The 20,528-nt window shown below is 63.8% G+C and carries 20 protein-coding genes; 13 read left to right on the top strand and 7 right to left on the bottom strand.

What is annotated here, in order from left to right; translation table 11 throughout:
• Nucleotides 1–4 precede the first annotated feature (4 nt).
• From HYH07_RS08660 to HYH07_RS08615, 10 genes are all read left to right on the top strand, one after another.
• Nucleotides 5–1,660: a nitrite/sulfite reductase gene (locus tag HYH07_RS08660; protein WP_220002109.1), complete on the top strand. Its 1,656-nt coding sequence runs from the start codon at nt 5–7 to the stop codon at nt 1,658–1,660.
• On the top strand, nt 1,647–2,162 hold the full coding sequence (locus HYH07_RS08655; RefSeq protein WP_220002108.1) for a DUF934 domain-containing protein: 516 nt from the start codon (nt 1,647–1,649) through the stop codon (nt 2,160–2,162). Before HYH07_RS08660 ends, HYH07_RS08655 begins: the two co-directional genes overlap by 14 nt.
• Nucleotides 2,159–2,884, top strand: a complete 726-nt coding sequence (locus HYH07_RS08650; RefSeq protein ID WP_220002107.1) for a phosphoadenylyl-sulfate reductase — start codon at nt 2,159–2,161, stop codon at nt 2,882–2,884. The genes HYH07_RS08655 and HYH07_RS08650 overlap by 4 nt, the downstream gene beginning before the upstream one ends.
• Before the next feature lie 120 nt (nt 2,885–3,004).
• Nucleotides 3,005–4,006 (top strand): sulfate ABC transporter substrate-binding protein, encoded by a 1,002-nt coding sequence (locus HYH07_RS08645; protein ID WP_228749324.1) that lies wholly within the window; start codon nt 3,005–3,007, stop codon nt 4,004–4,006.
• A 36-nt stretch (nt 4,007–4,042) separates the two neighbouring features.
• Nucleotides 4,043–4,879: a sulfate ABC transporter permease subunit CysT gene (gene cysT, locus HYH07_RS08640; protein WP_220002105.1), complete on the top strand. Its 837-nt coding sequence runs from the start codon at nt 4,043–4,045 to the stop codon at nt 4,877–4,879.
• 11 nt (nt 4,880–4,890) lie between these two features.
• Entirely contained in the window at nt 4,891–5,802 is a 912-nt protein-coding gene (gene cysW / locus HYH07_RS08635; protein WP_220002104.1) for a sulfate ABC transporter permease subunit CysW, read from the top strand.
• Nucleotides 5,792–6,832, top strand: coding sequence for a sulfate/molybdate ABC transporter ATP-binding protein (locus tag HYH07_RS08630; protein ID WP_220002103.1), 1,041 nt, complete (start codon nt 5,792–5,794; stop codon nt 6,830–6,832). The genes cysW and HYH07_RS08630 overlap by 11 nt, the downstream gene beginning before the upstream one ends.
• Before the next feature lie 79 nt (nt 6,833–6,911).
• A complete protein-coding gene (locus HYH07_RS08625) occupies nt 6,912–7,415 on the top strand; it encodes a CAP domain-containing protein (protein ID WP_057759371.1) in 504 nt (167 codons plus the stop codon).
• A gap of 87 nt (nt 7,416–7,502) precedes the next feature.
• Entirely contained in the window at nt 7,503–8,678 is a 1,176-nt protein-coding gene (locus HYH07_RS08620; protein WP_220002102.1) for a patatin-like phospholipase family protein, read from the top strand.
• Between the two features lies 1 nt (nt 8,679).
• Nucleotides 8,680–9,468: a 3-hydroxybutyrate dehydrogenase gene (locus HYH07_RS08615; protein ID WP_057759367.1), complete on the top strand. Its 789-nt coding sequence runs from the start codon at nt 8,680–8,682 to the stop codon at nt 9,466–9,468.
• A 169-nt stretch (nt 9,469–9,637) separates the two neighbouring features.
• Here HYH07_RS08615 and HYH07_RS08610 read toward each other — a convergent pair whose 3' ends face one another.
• From HYH07_RS08610 to HYH07_RS08600, 3 genes are all read right to left on the bottom strand, one after another.
• Nucleotides 9,638–10,546, bottom strand: coding sequence for a sulfite exporter TauE/SafE family protein (locus HYH07_RS08610; protein WP_220002101.1), 909 nt, complete (start codon nt 10,544–10,546; stop codon nt 9,638–9,640).
• 302 nt (nt 10,547–10,848) lie between these two features.
• Nucleotides 10,849–12,216: an oligosaccharide flippase family protein gene (locus HYH07_RS08605; protein ID WP_220002262.1), complete on the bottom strand. Its 1,368-nt coding sequence runs from the start codon at nt 12,214–12,216 to the stop codon at nt 10,849–10,851.
• A 123-nt stretch (nt 12,217–12,339) separates the two neighbouring features.
• Nucleotides 12,340–13,179, bottom strand: a complete 840-nt coding sequence (locus HYH07_RS08600; protein WP_220002100.1) for a protein-disulfide reductase DsbD domain-containing protein — start codon at nt 13,177–13,179, stop codon at nt 12,340–12,342.
• A gap of 142 nt (nt 13,180–13,321) precedes the next feature.
• Between HYH07_RS08600 and HYH07_RS08595 the strand changes: the two genes are divergently transcribed.
• On the top strand, nt 13,322–13,966 hold the full coding sequence (locus tag HYH07_RS08595; RefSeq protein WP_220002099.1) for a YqgE/AlgH family protein: 645 nt from the start codon (nt 13,322–13,324) through the stop codon (nt 13,964–13,966).
• A 170-nt stretch (nt 13,967–14,136) separates the two neighbouring features.
• Here the strand turns inward: HYH07_RS08595 and HYH07_RS08590 are convergent, their stop codons facing one another.
• Together HYH07_RS08590 and HYH07_RS08585 are read right to left on the bottom strand one after the other, a co-directional pair.
• On the bottom strand, nt 14,137–15,024 hold the full coding sequence (locus HYH07_RS08590; protein WP_220002098.1) for a TauD/TfdA family dioxygenase: 888 nt from the start codon (nt 15,022–15,024) through the stop codon (nt 14,137–14,139).
• Nucleotides 15,025–15,137: 113 nt separating this feature from the next.
• Nucleotides 15,138–15,917 (bottom strand): SDR family NAD(P)-dependent oxidoreductase, encoded by a 780-nt coding sequence (locus tag HYH07_RS08585; protein ID WP_220002097.1) that lies wholly within the window; start codon nt 15,915–15,917, stop codon nt 15,138–15,140.
• Nucleotides 15,918–16,016: 99 nt separating this feature from the next.
• Here HYH07_RS08585 and HYH07_RS08580 point away from each other — a divergent pair, with 99 nt between their 5' ends.
• Nucleotides 16,017–16,754, top strand: coding sequence for an SDR family NAD(P)-dependent oxidoreductase (locus HYH07_RS08580; protein ID WP_220002096.1), 738 nt, complete (start codon nt 16,017–16,019; stop codon nt 16,752–16,754).
• 74 nt (nt 16,755–16,828) lie between these two features.
• Nucleotides 16,829–17,203 (top strand): CsbD family protein, encoded by a 375-nt coding sequence (locus HYH07_RS08575; RefSeq protein WP_220002095.1) that lies wholly within the window; start codon nt 16,829–16,831, stop codon nt 17,201–17,203.
• Between the two features lie 116 nt (nt 17,204–17,319).
• Here HYH07_RS08575 and HYH07_RS08570 read toward each other — a convergent pair whose 3' ends face one another.
• Both HYH07_RS08570 and HYH07_RS08565 read right to left on the bottom strand, forming a co-directional pair.
• Nucleotides 17,320–19,029, bottom strand: coding sequence for an SGNH family hydrolase (locus HYH07_RS08570; protein ID WP_220002094.1), 1,710 nt, complete (start codon nt 19,027–19,029; stop codon nt 17,320–17,322).
• Between the two features lie 160 nt (nt 19,030–19,189).
• Complete coding sequence (locus HYH07_RS08565) at nt 19,190–20,521, bottom strand: lytic murein transglycosylase (RefSeq protein WP_228749322.1); 1,332 nt, start codon at nt 20,519–20,521, stop codon at nt 19,190–19,192.
• Nucleotides 20,522–20,528: the final 7 nt, after the last annotated feature.

The following is a 20,528-nucleotide window of genomic DNA, read 5'->3' as shown; positions in this document are numbered from 1 at the left end:
GCTGATGTACGCTTACGACGAAATCGACCGCACGCTCGTCAACGAGCGCGTCTCGGAGTTCCGCGACCAGGTGAAGCGCCGCCTGTCGGGCGAGCTCACCGAGGACGAATTCAAGATCCTGCGCCTCCAGAACGGCGTCTATCTGCAACTGCACGCCTACATGTTCCGCGTGGCGATTCCCTACGGGACGCTGGCGACGAACCAGCTGCGCGCGCTCGCCCATGTCGCGCGCAAATATGACCGCGGCTACGGCCATTTCACCACGCGGCAGAACATCCAGTTCAACTGGATCAAGCTCGCCGAGCTGCCGGACGCGCTGGAAGATCTCGCCAAGGTCGGCATCCATGCGATGCAGACCTCCGGCAACAACATGCGCAACGTCACCTCGGACCAGTGGGCCGGTGTCGCACCCGGCGAGATCGAGGATCCCCGCATCTGGTCGGAGCTGATCCGCCAGCACACCACGCTGCATCCGGAATTCTCGTTCCTGCCGCGCAAGTTCAAGATCGCGATCACCGCGTCGGATCATGACCGCGCCGCGATCAAGATCCACGACATCGGTCTGAAGCTGATCAAGAACGAGAAGGGCGAGACCGGCTTCGAGGTTTTGGTCGGCGGCGGTCTCGGCCGCACGCCGTTCATCGGCAAGACCATCAAGCATTTCGTGCGTGGCCGCGATATCCTCAGCTATATCGAGGCTATCCTACGCGTCTACAACCAGTACGGCCGCCGCGACAACATCTACAAGGCGCGCATCAAGATCCTGGTGCACGAGCTCGGCATCGAGAAATTCTCGCGCGAGGTCGAGGAGGAGTGGCAGCACATCCGCAATTCCTCGCTCCAGATCGACGACGAGGTGATCGAGGACATCCGCTCCCGCTTCTCCTACCCGAATTACGAGAAGCTGCCGCACATGCCGGACGAACTGCGTCAGGCCGCGGCCGACGCCGACTTCGAGGCATGGCGCAAGAATTCGGTGGCCCCGCACAAGGTGCAGGGCTATTCCATCGTGACCATCTCGCTGAAGCCGATCGGCAAGCCCCCGGGCGATGCTACCGCGGAGCAGATGGATGCGCTGGCCGATCTCGCCGACAAATATTCGTTCGGCGAGATCCGCGTCGGCCACGAGCAGAATTTGGCGCTGCCGCACGTCGCCAAGCGCGATCTGCCGGCACTGTGGAAGGCACTCGACAAGCTTGGCCTCGCCACGCCCAACGTCAATCTGATCACCGACATCATCGCCTGTCCGGGCCTGGACTATTGCTCGCTGGCCAATGCGCGCTCGATCCCGATCGCGCAGGAGCTGACGCGGCGGTTCGCCAACCACGAGCTCGCCAACCTGATCGGCCGTCTGCACATCAACATCTCCGGCTGCATCAATGCCTGCGGCCACCATCATGTCGGCCATATCGGCATTCTCGGCGTCGAGAAGAACGGCGAGGAGGTCTATCAGATCACCATCGGAGGCCGCGCCGACGAGAACGCTGCGCTCGGCACCTTGATCGGTCCGGGCGTCAAGTTCGACGAAGTCGCCGATGTCATCGAGGACGTCGTGGAGGCCTATCTCGCGCTGCGCGAGCGGCCCGAAGAGCTGTTCATGGACACCGTGAAGCGCCTCGGCGTCGAACCCTTCAAGGAGCGCGTCTATGCCACTCGTTAATGGCGGAAAAATCGTCGACGACAGCTTCGTCAAGCTGACCGTCGACACGCCGCTGCCCGAGGGCGGCAACATTCTGGTGCCGGCCGAGCGCTTCATTGCGGGGGCGGATGCGTTGCTCAAGCGCCCCGGCAAGGTCGGTGTGATCTGGCCGAACAACCGCGATATTGACGAGCTCGTGCCGTATCTCGGCAAGGTCGCCGCCGTTGCGCTGGTGTTCCCGACCTTCCGTGACGGCCGCGCCTACAGCCAGGCCAGGCTGCTGCGCGAGCGCTACAATTATCGCGGCGAGCTGCGCGCCACCGGCCAGATCCTGCGCGACCAGTTCGTGTTCATGCTGCGCGCCGGCTTCGATTCCTTCGAGGTCAAGAAGCAGGCGGACGCCGAAGCCTTCATGCAGACCGCAAAGCGCTACTCGGTGTTCTACCAGCCGACCGGCGACGGCCGTATCACGGCCTTGCACCGGCGCATGCAGCTGCGTCACTCCGAGGGTGTCGGCACGTGAACGCCATCGCGCCTCAGGTCTCGTCCGTGTCCACGCTGCCTTCGGCGGAGGAGCTCGATCGTGCGTTGCGCGATGCCTCGCCCGCGGAGGTCATCGCGGCTGCGCTGAAGGCGGTCGGGCGCGACAAGCTCGCACTGGTGTCGTCCTTCGGCACGGAATCGGCGACGCTGCTGAAGGTGATGGCGGACGTCGATCCGGCGATCCCCGTGATCTTTCTCGATACCGGCTGGCTGTTCGAGGAGACGCTGGCCTATCGCGACACGCTGATCGAAATGCTTGGCCTGAAAGACGTCCGCTCGATCAAGCCTGCCGAGGAGACGCTGACGCGCGAAGATCCGGACCGCGATCTCTGGTTCTCCGATCCCGATGCCTGCTGTCGTATCCGCAAAGTCGAGCCGCTCGCGCGTGCGCTCAAGCCGTTCTCGGCCTGGCTCAACGGCCGCAAACGATTTCAGGGCAATGCGCGCGCCGATATTCCTGTCGTCGAGGACGATGGTGCGCGGTTGAAGTTCAACCCGTTCGCCAATGTCTCGCGCGAGGAACTGGAAGCGATCTTCGTCCGCGCCAAATTGCCGCGTCACCCGCTTGCGGCGTCGGGTTTTCGCTCGGTTGGGTGTATGCCTTGCACGAGCAGAACGGCCGAAGGCGAGGACGAGCGCGCCGGTCGCTGGCGCGGCCGCGCCAAGACAGAATGCGGCATCCATACGATGAAGACTTCGTAGCACAGGCACGCTGCCTTTCTACAAACAAGAAAATCCGGTTCCGTTGACTTAAGCGCGTTTCGCCCCGAGTTATGCCTGCCATCGACGCCGCCGCTGTCGTCGATGTGAATGGAGATGGACATGATGCGCCGTATCGTTCCGCTCGCTGCAGGACTGCTCGTTACGGGATTCTTGGCAAGCTCGGCTCTCGCCGCTGACATTAATCTTCTGAACGTGTCGTATGATCCGACGCGCGAGCTTTATGTCGACTTCAACAAGGCGTTCGCGACCGCCTATCAGAAGGAGACCGGCAAGAGCGTCGAGATCAAGCAGTCGCATAATGGCTCGGGCGCGTCCTCGCGGAGCGTCATCGATGGCCTGCCGGCAGACGTGGTGACGCTCGCGCTCGCCTACGACATCGACGCGATCGCGGCCAGGGGATTGACTGCCGCGGACTGGCAGAAGCGGCTCCCTCAGAATTCCTCGCCCTACACCTCGACCATCGTATTCCTGGTGCGCAAGGGCAATCCGAAGGGCATCAAGGACTGGGACGACCTGATCAAGCCGGGCGTCGCCGTGATCACGCCGAACCCGAAGACGTCGGGCGGCGCGCGATGGAATTATCTCGCGGCGTGGGGCTATGCCGAGAAGAAGTTCGGCTCGGCCGACAAGGCCAAGGACTTCATCGCCAAGCTCTACCAGCAGGTGCCGGTGCTCGACACCGGCGCACGTGGTTCGACCGTGACTTTCGTCGAGCGTGGTGTCGGCGACGTACTGCTCGCATGGGAGAACGAAGCCTACCTCGCCTTGAAGGAATTTGGCCCGGAGAAGTTCGAGATCGTCGCGCCGCGCCAATCCATCCTGGCGGAGCCGCCGGTCGCGGTGGTCGACAAGGTCGTCGACAAGAAGGGCACCCGCAGCGTTGCCGAGGCCTATCTCCAGTTCTGGTATACAAAGGAAGGGCAGGAGATTGCGGCGCGCAATTTCTACCGGCCGCGCGATGCCGAGGTCGCCAAGAAATACGAAAATTCCTTCGCCAAGGTCGAACTATTCACCATCGGCGACGTTTTTGGTGGTTGGACCAAGGCGCAGAAAGACCATTTTGCCGATGGCGGCGTCTTCGATCAGATCTACAAGAACTGATCGGGCGCCGTCGGAGGGGTTTTGACAGGGGGCCTGGTGAGCGCAATCGCTTTACGACGCCGGACTTTGCCGGGTTTCGGTCTCACGATGGGACTGACGCTTTCCTGGCTGTCTATCATCATCCTGATTCCGCTCGCCGGACTGTTCCTGAGGTCCACCGAGCTCAGTTTCGATCAGTTCTGGGTCATCCTCTCCAGCCGCCGCACGTTGAACGCACTGCGCGTCTCCTTCGGGCTTGCGTTTGCGGCGGCCTGCGTCAATCTCGTCATGGGCAGCATCATCGTCTGGGCGCTGGTGCGTTATCGGTTTCCCGGCCGGCGACTCTTCGATGCCATCGTTGACGTGCCGTTTGCACTGCCGACGGCCGTTGCCGGCGTTGCGCTGACCTCGCTGTTTGCCGAGAAGGGCTGGCTCGGCGCGCCGCTTGCTGCGCTCGGCATCAAGGTGGCATTCACGCCGCTCGGCATCTTCGTCGCCATGATCTTCATCGGCATTCCCTTCGTGGTGCGCACGGTCCAGCCGGTGCTGCAGGATCTCGATCCCGAGATCGAGGAAGCCGCGGGCAGCCTTGGCGCCAGCCGCTGGCAGACCATCATCCGCGTGATCCTGCCCTCGCTGGCGCCAGCGCTGCTCACGGGGCTTGCGCTCGCCTTTGCCCGCGCCGTCGGCGAATACGGCTCCATCATATTCATCGCGGGCAACCTGCCGAACGTCTCTGAGATCGCACCGCTCTTGATCGTGATCCGTCTCTCCGAATTCCGCTACGCCGATGCGACCGCCATCGCGGTGGTCATGCTCGTCGTCTCCTTCATCATCATCTTCGCGGTGAACCGGTTGCAGCGCTGGGCGCAGGACCGGATTCCGGTGCACTAGGGCGAAATGCGATGACGATGCAGATCGCCGATAATGTTTCGCTGTCCTCGCCCGACGCGAAGTCGCGCGCCCATGCGGCCGCCGCGCGCAACAATCTCCGCACCGAGCCCAAGGCGGTGCGCCTCGTCATCATTACGCTGGCGATCGCGTTCCTGTCCGTCTTCGTCGTGCTGCCGCTGGTCGTGGTGTTCGCGCAGGCCTTCGCGAAAGGAATTCTCGCCTATCTCGCGGCGCTTGCCGAGCCGGAGGCGCTGGCGGCGATCAAGCTGACGCTGGTGGTCGCCGCAATCTCGGTCAGCCTCAATCTCATCTTCGGCCTGGTCGCCGCCTGGGCGGTGGCAAAGTTCGAATTTCCCGGCAAGACGTTCCTGATCACGTTGATCGACCTGCCGTTCTCGGTGAGCCCCGTCATTTCCGGCCTCGTCTTCGTGCTGCTGTTCGGCGCGCAGGGCTATTTCGGCGGCTGGCTCAGGGATCACGACATCCAGATCCTGTTCGCGGTGCCCGGCATCGCGCTCGCCACCACCTTCGTGACCTTTCCCTTCGTGGCGCGCGCGCTGATCCCCTTGATGCAGGAGCAGGGCACGCAGGAAGAGGAAGCCGCGATCTCGCTGGGTGCCTCGGGCCTTCAGACCTTCTTCCGCGTCACGCTGCCCAACATCAAATGGGGCGTGCTCTACGGCGTTCTGCTCTGCAATGCCCGCGCGATGGGCGAGTTCGGCGCCGTCTCGGTCGTCTCCGGCCATATTCGCGGCGAGACCAACACCATGCCGCTGCTGGTCGAGATCCTCTACAACGAGTACCAGTTCGTCGCTGCGTTTGCGATCGCCTCGCTGCTGGCGATGCTGGCGCTGGTCACGCTGGTCGCAAAGACCATCCTCGAACGTCACCTCGACGAAGGACACGACGTCCATGACAATTGAAGTCAAAAATCTCGTCAAGAAGTTCGGCAGCTTTGCTGCGCTCGACGGCGTCGACCTCAAGGTCAATGACGGCGAGCTGCTCGCACTGCTCGGCCCATCCGGCTCCGGCAAGACCACATTGCTGCGGATCATCGCCGGCCTGGACTGGCCTGATGCCGGCGAGGTCGCCTTCAACGGCGAGGACGCGCTGGCGCAGGGCGCGCGCGAGCGCCATGTCGGCTTCGTGTTCCAGCACTACGCGCTGTTCCGCCACATGAGCGTGTTCGAGAACGTCGCCTTTGGCCTGCGCGTCCAGCCGCGGGCGGTCCGGAAAGACGAGGCGACCATCCGCAGGCGCGTGAAAGAGTTGCTCGATCTCGTGCAGCTCGACTGGCTCGCCGACCGCTATCCGAGCCAGCTCTCCGGCGGCCAGCGCCAGCGCATCGCGCTCGCCCGCGCGCTCGCGATCGAGCCGCGCATTCTCTTGCTCGACGAGCCCTTTGGTGCGCTCGATGCGAAGGTGCGCAAAGAGCTGCGCAAATGGCTGCGCTCGCTCCATAATGAGATCCATGTGACCTCGATCTTCGTCACCCACGACCAGGAGGAGGCACTCGAAGTCGCCAACCGTGTCGTCGTCATGGACAAGGGCAGGATCGAGCAGGTCGGCTCGCCCGACGATGTCTACGAGACGCCGGCGACCGCCTTCGTGCACAGCTTCATCGGCGAGTCCATCGAGCTGCCGGTTCAAGTCGATGGCGGCGTGGTCAGGCTCGGCGACAGCCCGCTGCGGCTCGCGGCGGAGGGTCTGGCGCCTGGCGCGTCAAGACTGTTCGTGCGGCGACACGACATCTTGGTCGGCCCGCCCGGAAGTGGCGCCTTTGAAGGGGCCGTCCAGCACGTCCGCAATTTCGGCCCGGTGCAGCGGGCCGAGGTCACGCTCTCAGGCGGTGAGACCATCGAGATCGACGCCCCCCGCGACCGGGGACTGCGCGCCGGCGACACCGTTGGCCTCGAGCCCCGCCGCTACCGCATCTTTGCGGATGCCCGATAGGGTCGAATTTTCCTCAAAATTCACCTTTCAGCCATTGTTGGTATGCAACAACGCCCCCTCATTTGGGGGGCCCCTGAACATGCGCGCTGCGGCCGCGATCCTTCTCATTTTGCTTCTCGCCGGCTGCGCCGGCAATGAGGCGCCGATCCAGCAGCCGTCGATGTATACCGACATGTCGGTCCCGGGCGCCAAGCTCGATGCACCGGCCGCGGCGATCATGATCTCGCAATATCGCCAGAACAACGGCCTCGGCAGCGTCGAAATCGACCCCGAACTGATGCGGCTCGCCGAATCCCAGTCGGCCGCCATGGCCGCCGCCAACAAGATGGACCACGACGTCCGCGCGCCCCTGGGTAAGCGGCTCAACGCCGGCGGCTATCCGGCCACCGTTGCGGTCGAGAACATCTCGGCCGGCTATCATACGTTGGCGGAAGCGTTTTCCGGCTGGCGCGACTCGCCTCCGCATCGCGCCAACATGCTCAAGAGCGGTGTCACAAAATTAGGCATCGCGGCGAGCTATGCTCCGGGCACCAAGTACAAGGTGTTCTGGACCATGATCCTGGCGTCGACCGATCCCCGATAAGCCAGACTTGATCCCGGGTGCATTGACGTCGCGACAGACTGTCGCCACGGTGGCTCGCGTTTTGCGATTATTTGCTAATATCCCCCTATGACCGATCATAGCCCGGAAGTCGCAACAGTCCCCGCGAAGGCGCAGCGCGTCCTGGTCCTCCAGGGCGGCGGCGCGCTCGGCTCCTATCAAGCCGGCGCCTATCAGGCGCTGTGCCATTTCGACTTCGAGCCCGAATGGGTCGCCGGCATCTCGATTGGCGCGGTCAATGCCGCCATCATCGCCGGCAATGAGGGCCACACCCGCGTCAAGCGGCTCAAGGAATTCTGGGAGATGGTCTCCGCGCCGGTGCCGTGGAAGCCGATCGGCAAGAGCGACCACAGCCGCGAGCTGTTTAATTCCACCAGTGCCGCGCTGATCGCGACCTTCGGCGTGCCCGGCTTCTTCACGCCGCGCGTCCCGCCCGCGCCGCTCTGGCCACCGGGCAGTCCCCAGGCCGAGAGCTATTACGACACCGCGCCGCTGAAGAAGACGCTGGAGCGTCTCGTCGACTTCGATCGCATCAACGATCTGAAGACGCGGCTGTCGGTGGGCGCCGTCGGCGTCACCTCCGGCAACTTCAAATATTTCGACAATTACGAGTTCAAGAAGCTCGGCAAGCTCATCGGCCCCGAGCACATCATGGCCTCGGGCGCGCTGCCGCCGGGATTTCCGTCGGTCGTGATCGACGGCGAGCATTATTGGGACGGCGGCATCGCCTCCAACACGCCGCTCGACTTCGTGCTCGATGCCGAGGTTGACCGCGACATGCTGATCTTCCAGGTCGATCTGTTCAGCGCCCGCGGCGATCTGCCGAATTCGCTGCTCGAGGCGACCGAGCGCGAGAAGGACATCCGCTTCTCCAGCCGCACGCGAATGAACACCGACAAGAACAAGCAGTTGCACAACGCCCGCAGGGCGGCGCGCGAGCTGATTGCCAAATTGCCCGATTATCTCAAGAACGACCCGTCCGTCGAGTTCCTCGCGAAGGTCTCTCGTGAGAGCACTGTCACGGTGGTGCACCTGATCTATCGCAGCAAGAACTACGAATCCTCGTCCAAGGACTACGACTTCTCGCATGTCGCCATGGTCGAGCATTGGGAAAGCGGCGTGCGCGACGTGCATCTGTCGATGCGCCACAAGGACTGGCTGGAGAAGCCGCAGTCCGGCGAGACCATGGTGACTTACGATCTCACGGGGGACGTCACCGCGCCCCCGGCAAAAAGGAGCGAATAATATGGGTACTCTCTCAGGCAAGAACGCCGTCGTAACAGGTTCGACCAGCGGCATTGGCCTTGCTTATGCGCGCGCGTTCGCGGCTGCCGGCGCCAATGTCGTCATCAACGGTTTCGGCTCGCCCGAGGACATCGAGAAGGAGCGCGCCAAGATCGAATCCGATTTCGGCGTGAAGGCGGTTTATTCGCCGGCCGACATGAGCAAGCCGGCCGAGATCGCCGGGATGATCGCGCTCGGCGAAAAGTCGTTCGGCTCGGTCGACATTCTCGTCAACAATGCGGGCATCCAGTTCGTCTCGCCGATCGAGGAATTCCCGCCGGAGAAATGGGACCAGATCATCGCGATCAACCTGTCCTCGGCCTTCCATGCCATCCGCGCCGCCGTTCCCGGCATGAAGAAGAAGGGCTGGGGCCGCATCATCAATACCGCCTCGGCGCACTCGCTGGTCGCCTCGCCCTTCAAGTCGGCTTACGTCTCGGCCAAGCACGGCATCGCCGGCCTGACCAAGACCGTGGCGCTGGAGGTCGCAACCCACAAGATCACCTGCAATTGCATCAGCCCCGGCTATGTCTGGACGCCGCTGGTGGAAAAGCAGATCCCGGATACGATGAAGGCGCGCAACCTCACGCGCGAGCAGGTCATCAACGACGTGCTGCTCGACGCGCAGCCGACCAAGGAGTTCGTGACGTCGGAGCAGGTCGCAGCGCTCGCGCTGTTCCTGTGCAGCGACGATGCCGCGCAGATTACCGGCACGAATCTGTCGATCGACGGCGGCTGGACGGCGGAATAACGGCCGAGATGCCCGTAGGGTGGGCAGAGGCGCCCTTGCGCGGTGCCCACCCTCTGTCTCCGATCGGAAAAGGTGGTGGGCACGCTTTCGCCTTGCCCACCCTGCGGACCGGAATTGGACATCGATGCAAACTGGTCCTCGCGGGCCAGTCGTATCCAGCGACAGGGCTTCAGTGCCTCAGCGCGGTTGAAGAACGGGCTGCCAAACCCGCAGGAATTCTTGCGCCGCGCGAGGCCGCCTTGGGGGAGCTGAAAAAGACGTACAACAAATAGACGTCTATCAGGATCGTACCCGCCATCACGCTGTATGCCCATGGGCTTGCCGCCAGGTTGAGCTCGATCAGCACGCGCGAGAGACCGAATCCCACGACCCAGGCATCAAAGCTCATGCATATCCGGCGAAATGTCTCGGGATCCAATCGGTGGATGAAAAAGGCGCCAAGCGGAATACCAACGGTGGCACAGACGGCTAGCACCGGCAAAATGGCGGTGCTTTCTGCGATGAAGAGGCCGAGATAGTAGTAAGCGAGCGCAGTCAGGCAGGACTCGGTTACCCGAACCAGCGCCAGGCCGGCTCGAAACTCATCTTTGACCAGACCCTGGTTGTTGAACAACATCGCCAAAGGGGGGCCTGAAATGGTCGTTAACGAGTACAGGACTCCCAATGTGGCTCCAAAGGGCAGGCCAACCAGCCAGCGCAATTGAATGGGCCTCCGCCAGCCGGCTGCCTGCAGTAGAATAAGAGGCAGGATAAGCGAGTAGGTGGCGAGTTTGATCCAGACGGGCTGAACCATGGACAGAGCATAGGCTCCGACCGCGATGCCAGGCAGCATGCCGACGAGGATGGGAAACACGCGCTTCCAGACAGCTGGAACGCCGGCTCGATTGATAAAGAGAACGTACACGTTCACGAAGACTTCGATCAGGACCAAAGCCGGATTGAGCACGCGGTTGGCATAGAAAACGAGCGCGACCGGCACGGTTAGGGACGAAAATCCATAACCAAGCGCACCGTTCACGAAGGCCGCAAACAGGGCGATCCCTGCAAGAACGATCAAAGCGGTGTCAATCGGAGGCATCTTTGGCTTTCATCCCAGCGGGCCGCGTGTCGTCCTCAGCGAGCCGCTGCCGACGCCGCTCGTGCCGAGACTAAATCCCGGGGTGAGGTAGGGCGGATCAATCATGGCTGGCGGAATCTAGGTCTATCTCGTCGGTCGGGCAATATGACGTAGAATAAACTTTCCCATGGACGCAACTATCTCAGACGAATAAGAAAAATTATGCTTCGTGCTGGGCATAGGCGGAAGTTTCTCTCTGTTCCCGGACGTATTGAGAGGTCGTCGTTTCCCCGCGGGTGCGCCCGGGGCTGGTTCCGTCGGACCTATTTACCAAATGCCAGCACGTGCAGCCCGAGCCGCTGCCGCACGATCCAGAACAGCAGCACGGTCTCGAAGGTCAGCGAGATCGAGGTCGCGGCGGCGGCGCCATGGCCGCCGAAGCGCGGCACCAGCGCGATGCAGAGCACGACGTTCATGACGAACGCCAGCGCATAGGCGAGCGCGCAGATCTTCTGCTGGCCCAGCATGTTGAGCAGCCGCTCCACCGGTCCGATCGCGGCGCGCACCACGAGGCCAACAGCGGCGACGAACATGATGTCGTAGCCGACAACGAATTGCGGTCCGAACAGCCAGAGCAGCGGCTGGCCGAGCGCGAGCAGCGCGATGGTTGCCGCCAGCGACGGCCAGAATGTCCAGACGATGGCGTGCGCGACATAGGCTGACAGGCGCGCTCTGTCGCCGCTGGCGTTGTATTCGGCGAAGCGATGCGCCGTCGTTGCCGACATCGCGTAGTGAATGAACGACACCAGTGCCAGCGTCTTCACCACAGCAAAGTAGACGCCGACCTCGTCGGAGGGACGGAACTGCTGCAGCACCAGCACGTCGGTGTAGGAGAGCAGCAAATAAAAACCTTCGACCAAAAGGATCGGCAGCGAGATCGCGAGCCAGCCGCTGATGTCGTAGGCCTTGGCGCCCGGCGCGATGTGATCGGCGAGCCTGCGGTTCAGCACCACCATCTGTCCGGCCATCGCGATCCACACGGCACCCAGGCTCGCCACCATCGCCGTGACCGCGCCGAGATGATAGCCGAGCAGGAAGGCGCCGGCGGTGATGCCGATGATCAGCGCCTGGCGGATGATGAATTGCGGCATCAGGCCGAGTTGCATCCAGTCATGCGAGCGCGCGATGCCGTCCTGGGTATTGGCGACGACGAAGGCGGGCAACGTCATGCAGCCGATATAGAGCGGCAGCTTCTCGGCCGGATCGATCCAGGGCGAGAGAAGCTTGACGATGCCGGCAAGCGCGAGCGACACCAGCGTGGAGATGGCGAAGGTCAGCCAGCGGCTGCCGGACAGAAAGCCGCGCAGCAATGCATGATCGCCGCTGGCGCGATATTCCGGAATGATCTTTTGCGCGGAGGCGGAGATGCCGAAATCCATCATGCTGCCGAGCAGCAGCACCCAGGTCCAGACATAGACGTAGATGCCGTAGTCGGATGTCCCCATCCAGCGCGCCAGCAGCACCTGCGAAAAAAAGGCGAGGCCCGCGCTGATGACGCGGATGATGAAGATGGCGCCGGCCAGCCGCCGCGTCAGCGATGCTTCGCTCGAGCCGCCCGTCAGTTTTCCGCGCAGCCGTGTGATCAGGCCGGCCGGTCTGGTCGTTGCGGGTTCTGCATCCATCACGGCCAAGTCGAGATCCCCAGACGTCCGCATGCTGCGGCAGGATCCGGATTTAGCAACCATTCGTTAAGATTCGGTTGGGTGGGCACGCAACTCACTCACCGACGTGCCGACTGCCGCGCCTGCTCGCCGTCACTGCAAGTTCGTATTGAACTCGTACGATTTGTCGGGGCCAACCAGCGTGAATTTCAGCGCCGCGCCTTCGGGCTTGGTCCCCGGCGGCAATCCGTCGAGCTCGAAGGAAAATCGTTTCACACCAGGCGGTCCGGGCTCGACCACATCGGGAATCGGCAGCGACCACTCTGGCGTCGGCCCTTCCACGAACAGATTGACCTTGCTGCCCTCGGGGGCGACGACATCGACCACCACGTTCTTGGGCCCGTCGCGCTTGACGTCGCGGATGGTCAGCGGATTCGGGTCGCCGATATTGGCGGGCTTCGGCACGGCGTCGAGCGCTGCGCGCAAATTGCCGTCTTCAGTCGATGCCACGTTGTTGAAGCCGAGCTCGACATTGGCTTCGACGGGAATGCAGAGCTTTTCGCAGACCGCGTAGTTGATCTCGGCGCGCAGCGTCACCGGCTTGTCGGCCGCCTTGGCGACGATGCGCAAGGGCAGCACGATCTGATCGTGATAGCCGATCGAATGGCCGCCCGCGCCGTCGTCAAACTTTTGCGGCGCCGGCCACATCACGGTCACGGCTTCGACATTGTCCGACTTGGAGAAGTCGAACCGCGGTGGAACGCCGGAATCGCCCGGCATGCGCCAGTAGGTCTTCCAGCCGGGCTCGAGCTGGATGGCGATACCGCCGAGCAACACCGTGCCGCTGCGCGATCCCGCGAGCAGGCGCACCGCGGAATGTCCGTCTCGCTGCCACGGCGACGCATCGTCGGCATGGCCAGCCATCGCCAGTGACGACGCAAGCAAGGTTGCTGCGACGCCAATTGCCGCTTGCAGGGGAACTCTGGTCAGCATGGCACGTCTTTACAGGGTCGCCCCTGGTCAAACCATTGAATTGCTTGTGATGGATGCACCCGAATCATATCTCTGTAAGCCTTGATTTGACAGCAGGGCGGCCCGACATCAGGATAGGAATTCAAACCGGAGTGCTTCACTGATGGCTCCCACAGGCAAGAGGACGGGCGAAAGCACCCGCAGCACAGGCTCCAGGATCCCCAATTCCGCCGTTTACCTCGACGGCCGGCTCCTGATCGCGATGCCAGTGATGGGCGACTCCCGCTTCGAGCGCTCGGTGATCTATCTCTGCGCCCATTCCGCCGAGGGCGCGATGGGCATCATCGTCAATCATCCCGCGGGCAGCATCGACTTTCCGGAGCTGCTCGAGCAGCTCGGCATCGTCAAGAAGGGCGAGCACATCAAGCTGCCCGAAAATGCTGAAAGCATGAAGGTGCTGCGTGGCGGCCCGGTCGACACCGGCCGCGGCTTCGTGCTGCATTCCAGCGATTTCTATATCGAGAACGCGACGCTGCGGATCGACGACGGCGTCTGCCTCACCGCGACGGTCGACATCCTGCGCGCGATCGCCAATGGTTCCGGCCCCAAGCACGCCATCCTCGCGCTCGGCTATGCGGGCTGGGGGCCTGGCCAGCTCGAGACCGAGATCCAGAGCAACGGCTGGTTGCATTGCGATGCGGATGCGGACCTGATCTTCGGCGACGACGTCGACGAAAAATACAGCCGCGCCCTGCGCAAGATCGGCATCGATCCCGGCATGCTGTCGAACGAGGCCGGGCACGCGTAACCGGCCCTACTCTCGCAGCCGTCGAGCTCGCTGCTCGCCCCACCCTCTGCCGTCATGCCCCGGCTTGACCGGGGCATCCAGTACACCGCAGCTTGTCGGCTGCATTAACTGTCTCGGGGTACTGGATCGCCCGGTCAAGCCGGGCGATGACACCTGTTACTGTGCTGCGCCTACTCCGCCGCCTGCTGCTGCACCGTCGGCTCGGTCCCCGCCACCGTTGCGCGGCGCATGTCGCGGGGCTGCGACTGGTCGTAGCGGCGGACGCGGTGCATGGTCTGGCGGTTGTCCCACATCACGAGGTCATGCAGCTTCCATTTGTGGACGTAGACGAACTCTGCCTGCGTGGCGTGCTCATTCAGGTCGCGCAGCAACAGCCGTCCTTCCGGCACACTCATGCCGACGATCTTGCCGGCATGCGATGAGAGATACAGCGATTTGCGGCGATGCACGGGATGGGTCCTTACCAGCCGCTGCAGCACCGGCCTGAACATCTCTTTTTCCTCGTCGGTATACTCGGTGAAGCCGAGCGATCCGCGCGAATACATCAGCGAGTGCTCGCAAACGAGGTCCTCGATCTCCGCCTTGGTCTCGTCATCCAGCGCATCATAGGCCGCGCGCATGTCGGCGAATTCGGTGTTGCCGCCCTTCGGGTTCACCACGCGGGCCGACAGCAGCGAGAACTTTGCCGGGATCGGGCGGAACGAGCTGTCGGAGTGCCACAGGCAATTGCCGAGATTGAACAGATGCGCGCGGCTGTCCTTGGCCAGCGGCTTGCCGTCCTTGCCGAGATTGGAGACGTCGTTGAGGCCGGACTGCAGGCGGTAGTCCTTCTCCTTGGTGACCGTGCCGCCGCGGGCGTCCTCGCGCGGGCCGAAATTCAGCGCGAAGGCCATCTGCTGCTCGTCGGTGATGTCCTGGTCGTGGAACACAAGCACCGCGTACTTGTCCATGGCAGACTCGATCTCGCGGGCCTCATCCGGTGTGAGAGCTTTTCGCAGGTCGAGGCCCGAAACCTCGCCGACAAAATGCTTCTGAAGCTGCCGGATGGCGATCGTCATGGTGTTTCTCCCGCGTCTGCGAGCGGTTGGTCCCGCTCTGTCGGTGAAAAGCTACTCTGGCACTCGCAGTTGTCAACGCGCGGCACGCATGGCTCCCCTGTAGCCAGCGTCCGTCACGCGTTCCGCGCCATCAGGCCGCCGTCGACGGGGATCACGGCACCGGTCAGGAACGACGCCGCCGGCAGGCACAGGCTCAACGTCATATGCGCGACCTCTTCAGGGTCGCCGTAGCGGCCGAGTGCGGTGCGGCGCTTGGCGTAGATGGTTTTGTGCTCCTCGGAGATGCGGTCGGTGATGGCGGTGCGGATCGGGCCCGGGCAGATGCAATTGACGGTGATGCCCTCGCGGCCGAGCTCGACGGCGAGCGATCGCGTCAGGCTCGCGACGCCGCCCTTCGCCGCCGAATAGGGGCTGTGCAATGCGGTGGCGCCAAGCGCCTCGGTCGAGGCGATGTTGACGATGCGCGCCGACTTCGATTTGCGCAAGTGAGGCAACGCGGCGCGGATGATGCGCGGATGCGCCGTCAGCATCACCGCGATGCCCTTGGCCCAGGCGTCGTCGTAGGCCTCGTCGTCGATCGCGACGCGCACGGAGATGCCGGCATTGTTGATGACGATGTCGAGCCCGCCGAAATGCGCGGCGACATCGCCAACCACGCGCTTGATCTCGCCGCCGTCGGCGACGTCGAGCTTCCACGCCTTCGCCGTTCCGCCGCTCGCCGTAATATCTTTCGCGACTGCGTGGGCACCTTGCTCGTCATAATCGGTGACCGCGACGTTGGCGCCCTCGCCGGCGAACACGCGCGCTGTGGCGCGGCCCATGCCGCTGGCCGCGCCGGTGACGAGAACGGTCAGACCCTTCACGGAGCGGCTGAGCTCTTTGAATTCGGACATGCTGTTTCCTCGCGGTCTCTTGTTTCTTGTTATGAGATGGACAAGGCTGGCATCGATCCGCAGACAGGTCAAACAAGCAAGACAAAAGGGGAGGCCGCGATGGCGAACGAACTCGATTTCTCAGGCAGGCAGGTGCTGGTGGTCGGTGGTTCCAGCGGCATCGGCAATGGCATCGCGCAAGCCTTTCGCGCGAGGGGGGCTGGCGTAGCGGTATGCGGCACACGCGCGCGTGCAACGGAATATCAGGCGGAGGAGGGCTCCGATCTCACCGGTCTTGCCTACGCGCAGCTCGACGTCAGCAATGCCGGCGCCATCGAAGCGTTCAAGCCATCGTTCGACAGGCTCGACATTCTCGTGCTCGCGCAGGGCGCGGTGATCTATCGCCGTGGCGAGTTCGAGATGGCGGGCTTCCGCAAGGTTGTCGAGGTCAATCTCACGAGCCTGATGGCGTGCGCGATGCGATTTCATTCCATGTTGCGGGATTCCAGGGGCGCGCTGATCATGGTGTCCTCGACCGCGGCCTATCATTCCACCATGGGCAATCCCGCCTACAACGCCTCGAAGACCGGCGCGGTCGGCTTGACGCGGACCTTGGGCGAGGCGTGGGCCGAGGACGGCATCCGCGTCAACGGCATCGCGCCCGGCCTCGTCGACACCAAAATGACGAAGGTGACGACGGACAATCCGAAGCGGCTCGAAGGCGCATTGGCACGGATTCCGCTGCGGCGATTGGGCACGCCGGCCGACATGGCGGGTGCCGCGCTGTTCCTGGCCTCGCCGCTGTCGTCGTACATGATTGGACAGACGCTCGTGGTCGATGGCGGGCTTATTCTCTAGTCCAAACTCCACACAGCCGTGGAACTGCGCTGCTCCTGATCGGTTACTTGGGCAGACCCCCGAGGAGGAGCATCATGGACAAGGACAGGATCGTCGGATCGGCCAAGGAATTCGCTGGACGCGCGGAAGGCGCCGTCGGCGATCTCGCAGGCGATGCGCAGACACAGGCGTCGGCCAAGGCGCGCGAAGCCGCCGGCACCGTGCAGAATCTCTACGGCCAGGCCAAGGACGCCGTGCGCGACGCTGCGGACACCGCCACGAGCTATGCCAAGGACGCCTATGAGAACAGCGGCGAGACACTTCGCGATGGATCGCAGGCGCTGTCGAAGAAGGTGCAGGACAATCCGCTCGGCGCGCTGCTGGTTGCCGGCGGCATCGGCTTTGCGCTCGCGCTTCTGATGTCGCGCCCCGCCCGTCGCCCGCCGCCGCGCTGGCGCTATTACGGCTGAGCCGCACGTCATTCCGGGGCGCGCGTAGCGCGAGCCCGGAATCCATCGTGCCACCATCAATGCTGTTGAAGGGATTCCGGGTTCGCGCCAAGAGGCGCGCCCCAGAATGACTGCGCCTACCGAACTTCCGCCGCACGCCCGACATTGCCGGGCGGACGCGGGATCGCAGGATTCGGATTCGGGTTGCGCGGCGGCGGCGCCAGTTGACGCGGCGCGGGCTGCGGCGAGCCGAAGCCGAAGAAATCACGCAGTGACGGGGTTGCCTGTGCCGGTTGCTGCGGCGGCTTCTTCGGTGCCGGCGGCTTGGGAGGCGCGACCGCAGAAGCTGCACCAGGCGTGCCGGGCGCTCCGGGAGCCGCAGCACCTCCGTCTGGCGTCGTCGCCGCAACCGGCGTATCGCCCTTGGCCTGCTCGCGGCCGACCTCTCGGCGCGGCCAGGAATAATCATCCGCGCGGCCCGCGGGCGCGGCCAGCGGCTCGCCCTTCACCAGCGTTTTGGCGGCGAGCGCATCGACAGCGGCTGGACGCGTGCCTGGGCCACCCAGCAATTGATCGGTCGAGATCGTGGCCGCAACCAGCGGCACGATCGGGCCGGCGAGCGGCCGCGGCGGCGGCTTGCCCGGCTCGGCATTGGTGTCCGGCGTCGCCGGTTCGCTCGGCAGGGCGATGGGACCGGAGCGGCCCGCCAGGACACGCGTGATCTCGCGCTCGACATAGTGCGCGAGCTTGCGCGCGCCGGGCTTGGTGAAATAGACGCCGTCGGCGCTGCGCAGCTGACGGATCTGACCTTCGAAGTCAGGGCCCTTCTGCAGGAAGCGGCCGGCCTCGTCGACGAAGCCGTCCCAGACGTCGACATAGGTGATGCCGGCCTTCGCCGCGCCTTCGCGATAGAGCGAATCCAGGAACAGCATGTCTGCGGTGCCCTTGGGTCCGCGGATCGCAGGCAGGCCGACCCAGAGCACCGGCACGCCCTTGGCCTTCAGGACGTTCGCGAGCTCCTCGATCTTCTTGCTGTAGAGCTCGACCCAATGGTCGTCGCGGAATTCATAGACGCCATTTGGATTGCGTGCGGTCTTCTCGGGCGCGCTCGCCGGCGCATCAGCGTTATCGGCGTCGTCCTGCGGCAGGTCGGTATCGACAGGTTTGTCGTCCGGTTTCGCAGCAGAGTCGGGCTTGGAATCGCCGGGCTTGGCGTCACCGGGTTTGGCGTCACCTTTTCCTTGCGGCTTGGCGCGCGCGCCCTTGTCGTTCTTCTTGTCTTTGTCCTTGTCCGCCGGCTTGTCGGTGACGGGCTCGCGGATCGAAGTGCGGTCGTTGAGGCCGAGCATGACGACGATGACGTCAGGCTTCTCGGTCTCCAGAATGCCCTTTGCGGCAGCGGCCCAGTCCGAGGGCTCGCCCTTCGGCTGGTATTTGATCAGCCCTGACGTGGTCTTGTGCTTGCGGATCACGCCCATGTCGGGCTGCTCGGTATAGGCGTCTTCCAGCCCGTAGGCGAGCCAGTCGGCCATGGCATCGCCGATCACCAGCACGTTCTTGTCGGCAATGGTGTCGCGCTTGGCGGGGGCCGGTGCGCGCGAAAAATCCTGGCGCGGAGCCTGCGGCTGCTGTTGCTGGAAGGGCGCGAAGAAATCGCCGCCGAACCAGCCGCCGCCACGCTGCGGCGGCGGCGCCTGGCGCTGCGGCGGGCCGCCGAAGCCGGGGAAGCTGAAGAACTGTGCCGAGGCCGGTCCAGCGACCGAGACCAGGATCGCAAGCGCCGTCCCCAGCGCGATCAGCGGGCCGGTCTCGGTCAGCGCCTTGAAAAAGGATTTTGGCTTCGACATGCGATCTCGGGCGCGCGCAACGGGGTCTGGAGATAGGTCGTTATAATAACGGAATCGGGCGCCAAACGGGCAAATTCTCTTGCAGATTCTCTTGCAGATTCTTGGGGCAATGCACCGCGGATCGACGAAATCGCCGCTCAGGGTTACTTTCGGGCCGTTTTTACCGCCCGCGCAGCCGGTCCAGCACGTCGGAGGTGGCAAATCCGTCGGCAGGGAGCCCGATCGAGACCTGGAAATTGCGCAGCGCATCCCGGGTCTGGCCGCCGAACTGACCGTCCGGGGTGCCCTTGTAGAAGCCGCGCTGGGCCAGCAACTGCTGCAGTTCCAGCCGCTCGGTCCGCGATAGCTCCCGTTCCTGCCGTGGCCAGGGCTGCACGAAGGGCTGCCCGCCGCGCAGGCGGTCGGCAAAATGGCCGATCGCCAGCGCATAGGCCTCGGCGGGATTGTATTTCATGATGACCCGGAAGTTCTGCAGCATCAGGAAGCCCGGCCCTTGCGCGCCTGCGGGCGCGAGCAGATAGGCTTTCTCCGCCGGATGCGGGAAGGGCTGGCCCGTCGCCCGCTTCAGCCCGAGCTTCTCCCATTGCGCCAGCGTCATCATCTTGGCGCGGTCGGCCAGCATGTAGTTGAAGCCTTGAGGCACCACGACCTCAAAGCCCCAGCTCTGGCCGCTCTGCCAGCCGTCCTTCTTCAGATTGTTGGCGGTCGAGGCGATCAGGTCGGTCGGGTTGTCGACGACGTCGCGCCGTCCGTCGCCGTCGCCGTCCACGGCAAAGCGCTTGAACGCGGTCGGCATGAACTGGGTCGGGCCGAACGCGCCGGCCCAGGAGCCGCGCATCTGCTCCGGCCTGAGATCGCCGCGGTTGAGGATTTCCAGTGCCGAGAGGAACTCGTCCTTGAAATAGGCCTGGCGGCGGCCGATGCAGGCGAGCGTCGCGGTCGATTGCAGCACGCTGCGGTCGCCCATCTGCGTCGAATAGTTGGACTCGATGCCCCAGATCGCGGCGATGATATAGCGATCGACGCCATAGGCCTTTTCGGTCGCGTCGAACTGCGCCTTGTATTGGACGAGGATCTCCCTGCCTTTGGCGAGGCGGTTGTCGTTCACGAGGATGTCGAGATAGTCCCAGATCGACTTCGAGAATTCCGGCTGCGAATCCATCAGGTCCATGATGCGCAGATCGGGCGTAAGCCCGGCTGTGAAGCGCTGAAAATTCTCCTGCGTGATGCCGCGCCGTGCGGCATCCGGCCACATCCCCGCAACGCAATTGTCGAAATTGCCGGCCGCCTCGCGGATCGCAGCCGCCGTCATCAGCGGATGGCCGGAGGCGCCGTCCTCGCCAGACCACGGTTGGACACCGCCAGGGCCGGGCGGGGCTTGCGACGGCTGCGGGTTCGAGCCGGAGAAAATACCGCCAAACAGGTTGGACAGGCCATTTTGCCCCTGTTGTGCTTGGGCCTGCGCAGGGAACAGCAGACTGGCCGCAAGCATTGTTGCG

The organism is Bradyrhizobium sp. BR 10261, from assembly GCF_019455395.1.
Taxonomy (GTDB): Bacteria; Pseudomonadota; Alphaproteobacteria; order Rhizobiales; family Xanthobacteraceae; genus Bradyrhizobium; species Bradyrhizobium manausense.
The sequence above is the reverse complement of the archived record's forward strand: the minus strand, read 5'-3'. Positions and strand labels throughout refer to the sequence as shown.

Excerpts from the sequence above, each read along its gene's own strand:
- HYH07_RS08610 (WP_220002101.1), bottom strand. The coding sequence starts at position 10,546 with ATGCCTCCGATTGACACCGCTTTGATCGTTCTTGCAGGGATCGCCCTG.
- cysW (WP_220002104.1), top strand. The coding sequence starts at position 4,891 with ATGACGATGCAGATCGCCGATAATGTTTCGCTGTCCTCGCCCGACGCG.
- HYH07_RS08580 (WP_220002096.1), top strand. The coding sequence starts at position 16,017 with ATGGCGAACGAACTCGATTTCTCAGGCAGGCAGGTGCTGGTGGTCGGT.
- HYH07_RS08620 (WP_220002102.1), top strand. The coding sequence starts at position 7,503 with ATGACCGATCATAGCCCGGAAGTCGCAACAGTCCCCGCGAAGGCGCAG.
- HYH07_RS08655 (WP_220002108.1), top strand. The coding sequence starts at position 1,647 with ATGCCACTCGTTAATGGCGGAAAAATCGTCGACGACAGCTTCGTCAAG.
- HYH07_RS08590 (WP_220002098.1), bottom strand. The coding sequence starts at position 15,024 with ATGACGATCGCCATCCGGCAGCTTCAGAAGCATTTTGTCGGCGAGGTT.
- HYH07_RS08575 (WP_220002095.1), top strand. The coding sequence starts at position 16,829 with ATGGACAAGGACAGGATCGTCGGATCGGCCAAGGAATTCGCTGGACGC.
- HYH07_RS08570 (WP_220002094.1), bottom strand. The coding sequence starts at position 19,029 with ATGTCGAAGCCAAAATCCTTTTTCAAGGCGCTGACCGAGACCGGCCCG.
- HYH07_RS08565 (WP_228749322.1), bottom strand. The coding sequence starts at position 20,521 with ATGCTTGCGGCCAGTCTGCTGTTCCCTGCGCAGGCCCAAGCACAACAG.
- HYH07_RS08625 (WP_057759371.1), top strand. The coding sequence starts at position 6,912 with ATGCGCGCTGCGGCCGCGATCCTTCTCATTTTGCTTCTCGCCGGCTGC.
- HYH07_RS08630 (WP_220002103.1), top strand. The coding sequence starts at position 5,792 with ATGACAATTGAAGTCAAAAATCTCGTCAAGAAGTTCGGCAGCTTTGCT.
- HYH07_RS08585 (WP_220002097.1), bottom strand. The coding sequence starts at position 15,917 with ATGTCCGAATTCAAAGAGCTCAGCCGCTCCGTGAAGGGTCTGACCGTT.
- HYH07_RS08600 (WP_220002100.1), bottom strand. The coding sequence starts at position 13,179 with ATGCTGACCAGAGTTCCCCTGCAAGCGGCAATTGGCGTCGCAGCAACC.
- HYH07_RS08615 (WP_057759367.1), top strand. The coding sequence starts at position 8,680 with ATGGGTACTCTCTCAGGCAAGAACGCCGTCGTAACAGGTTCGACCAGC.
- HYH07_RS08660 (WP_220002109.1), top strand. The coding sequence starts at position 5 with ATGTACGCTTACGACGAAATCGACCGCACGCTCGTCAACGAGCGCGTC.
- HYH07_RS08595 (WP_220002099.1), top strand. The coding sequence starts at position 13,322 with ATGGCTCCCACAGGCAAGAGGACGGGCGAAAGCACCCGCAGCACAGGC.
- HYH07_RS08645 (WP_228749324.1), top strand. The coding sequence starts at position 3,005 with ATGATGCGCCGTATCGTTCCGCTCGCTGCAGGACTGCTCGTTACGGGA.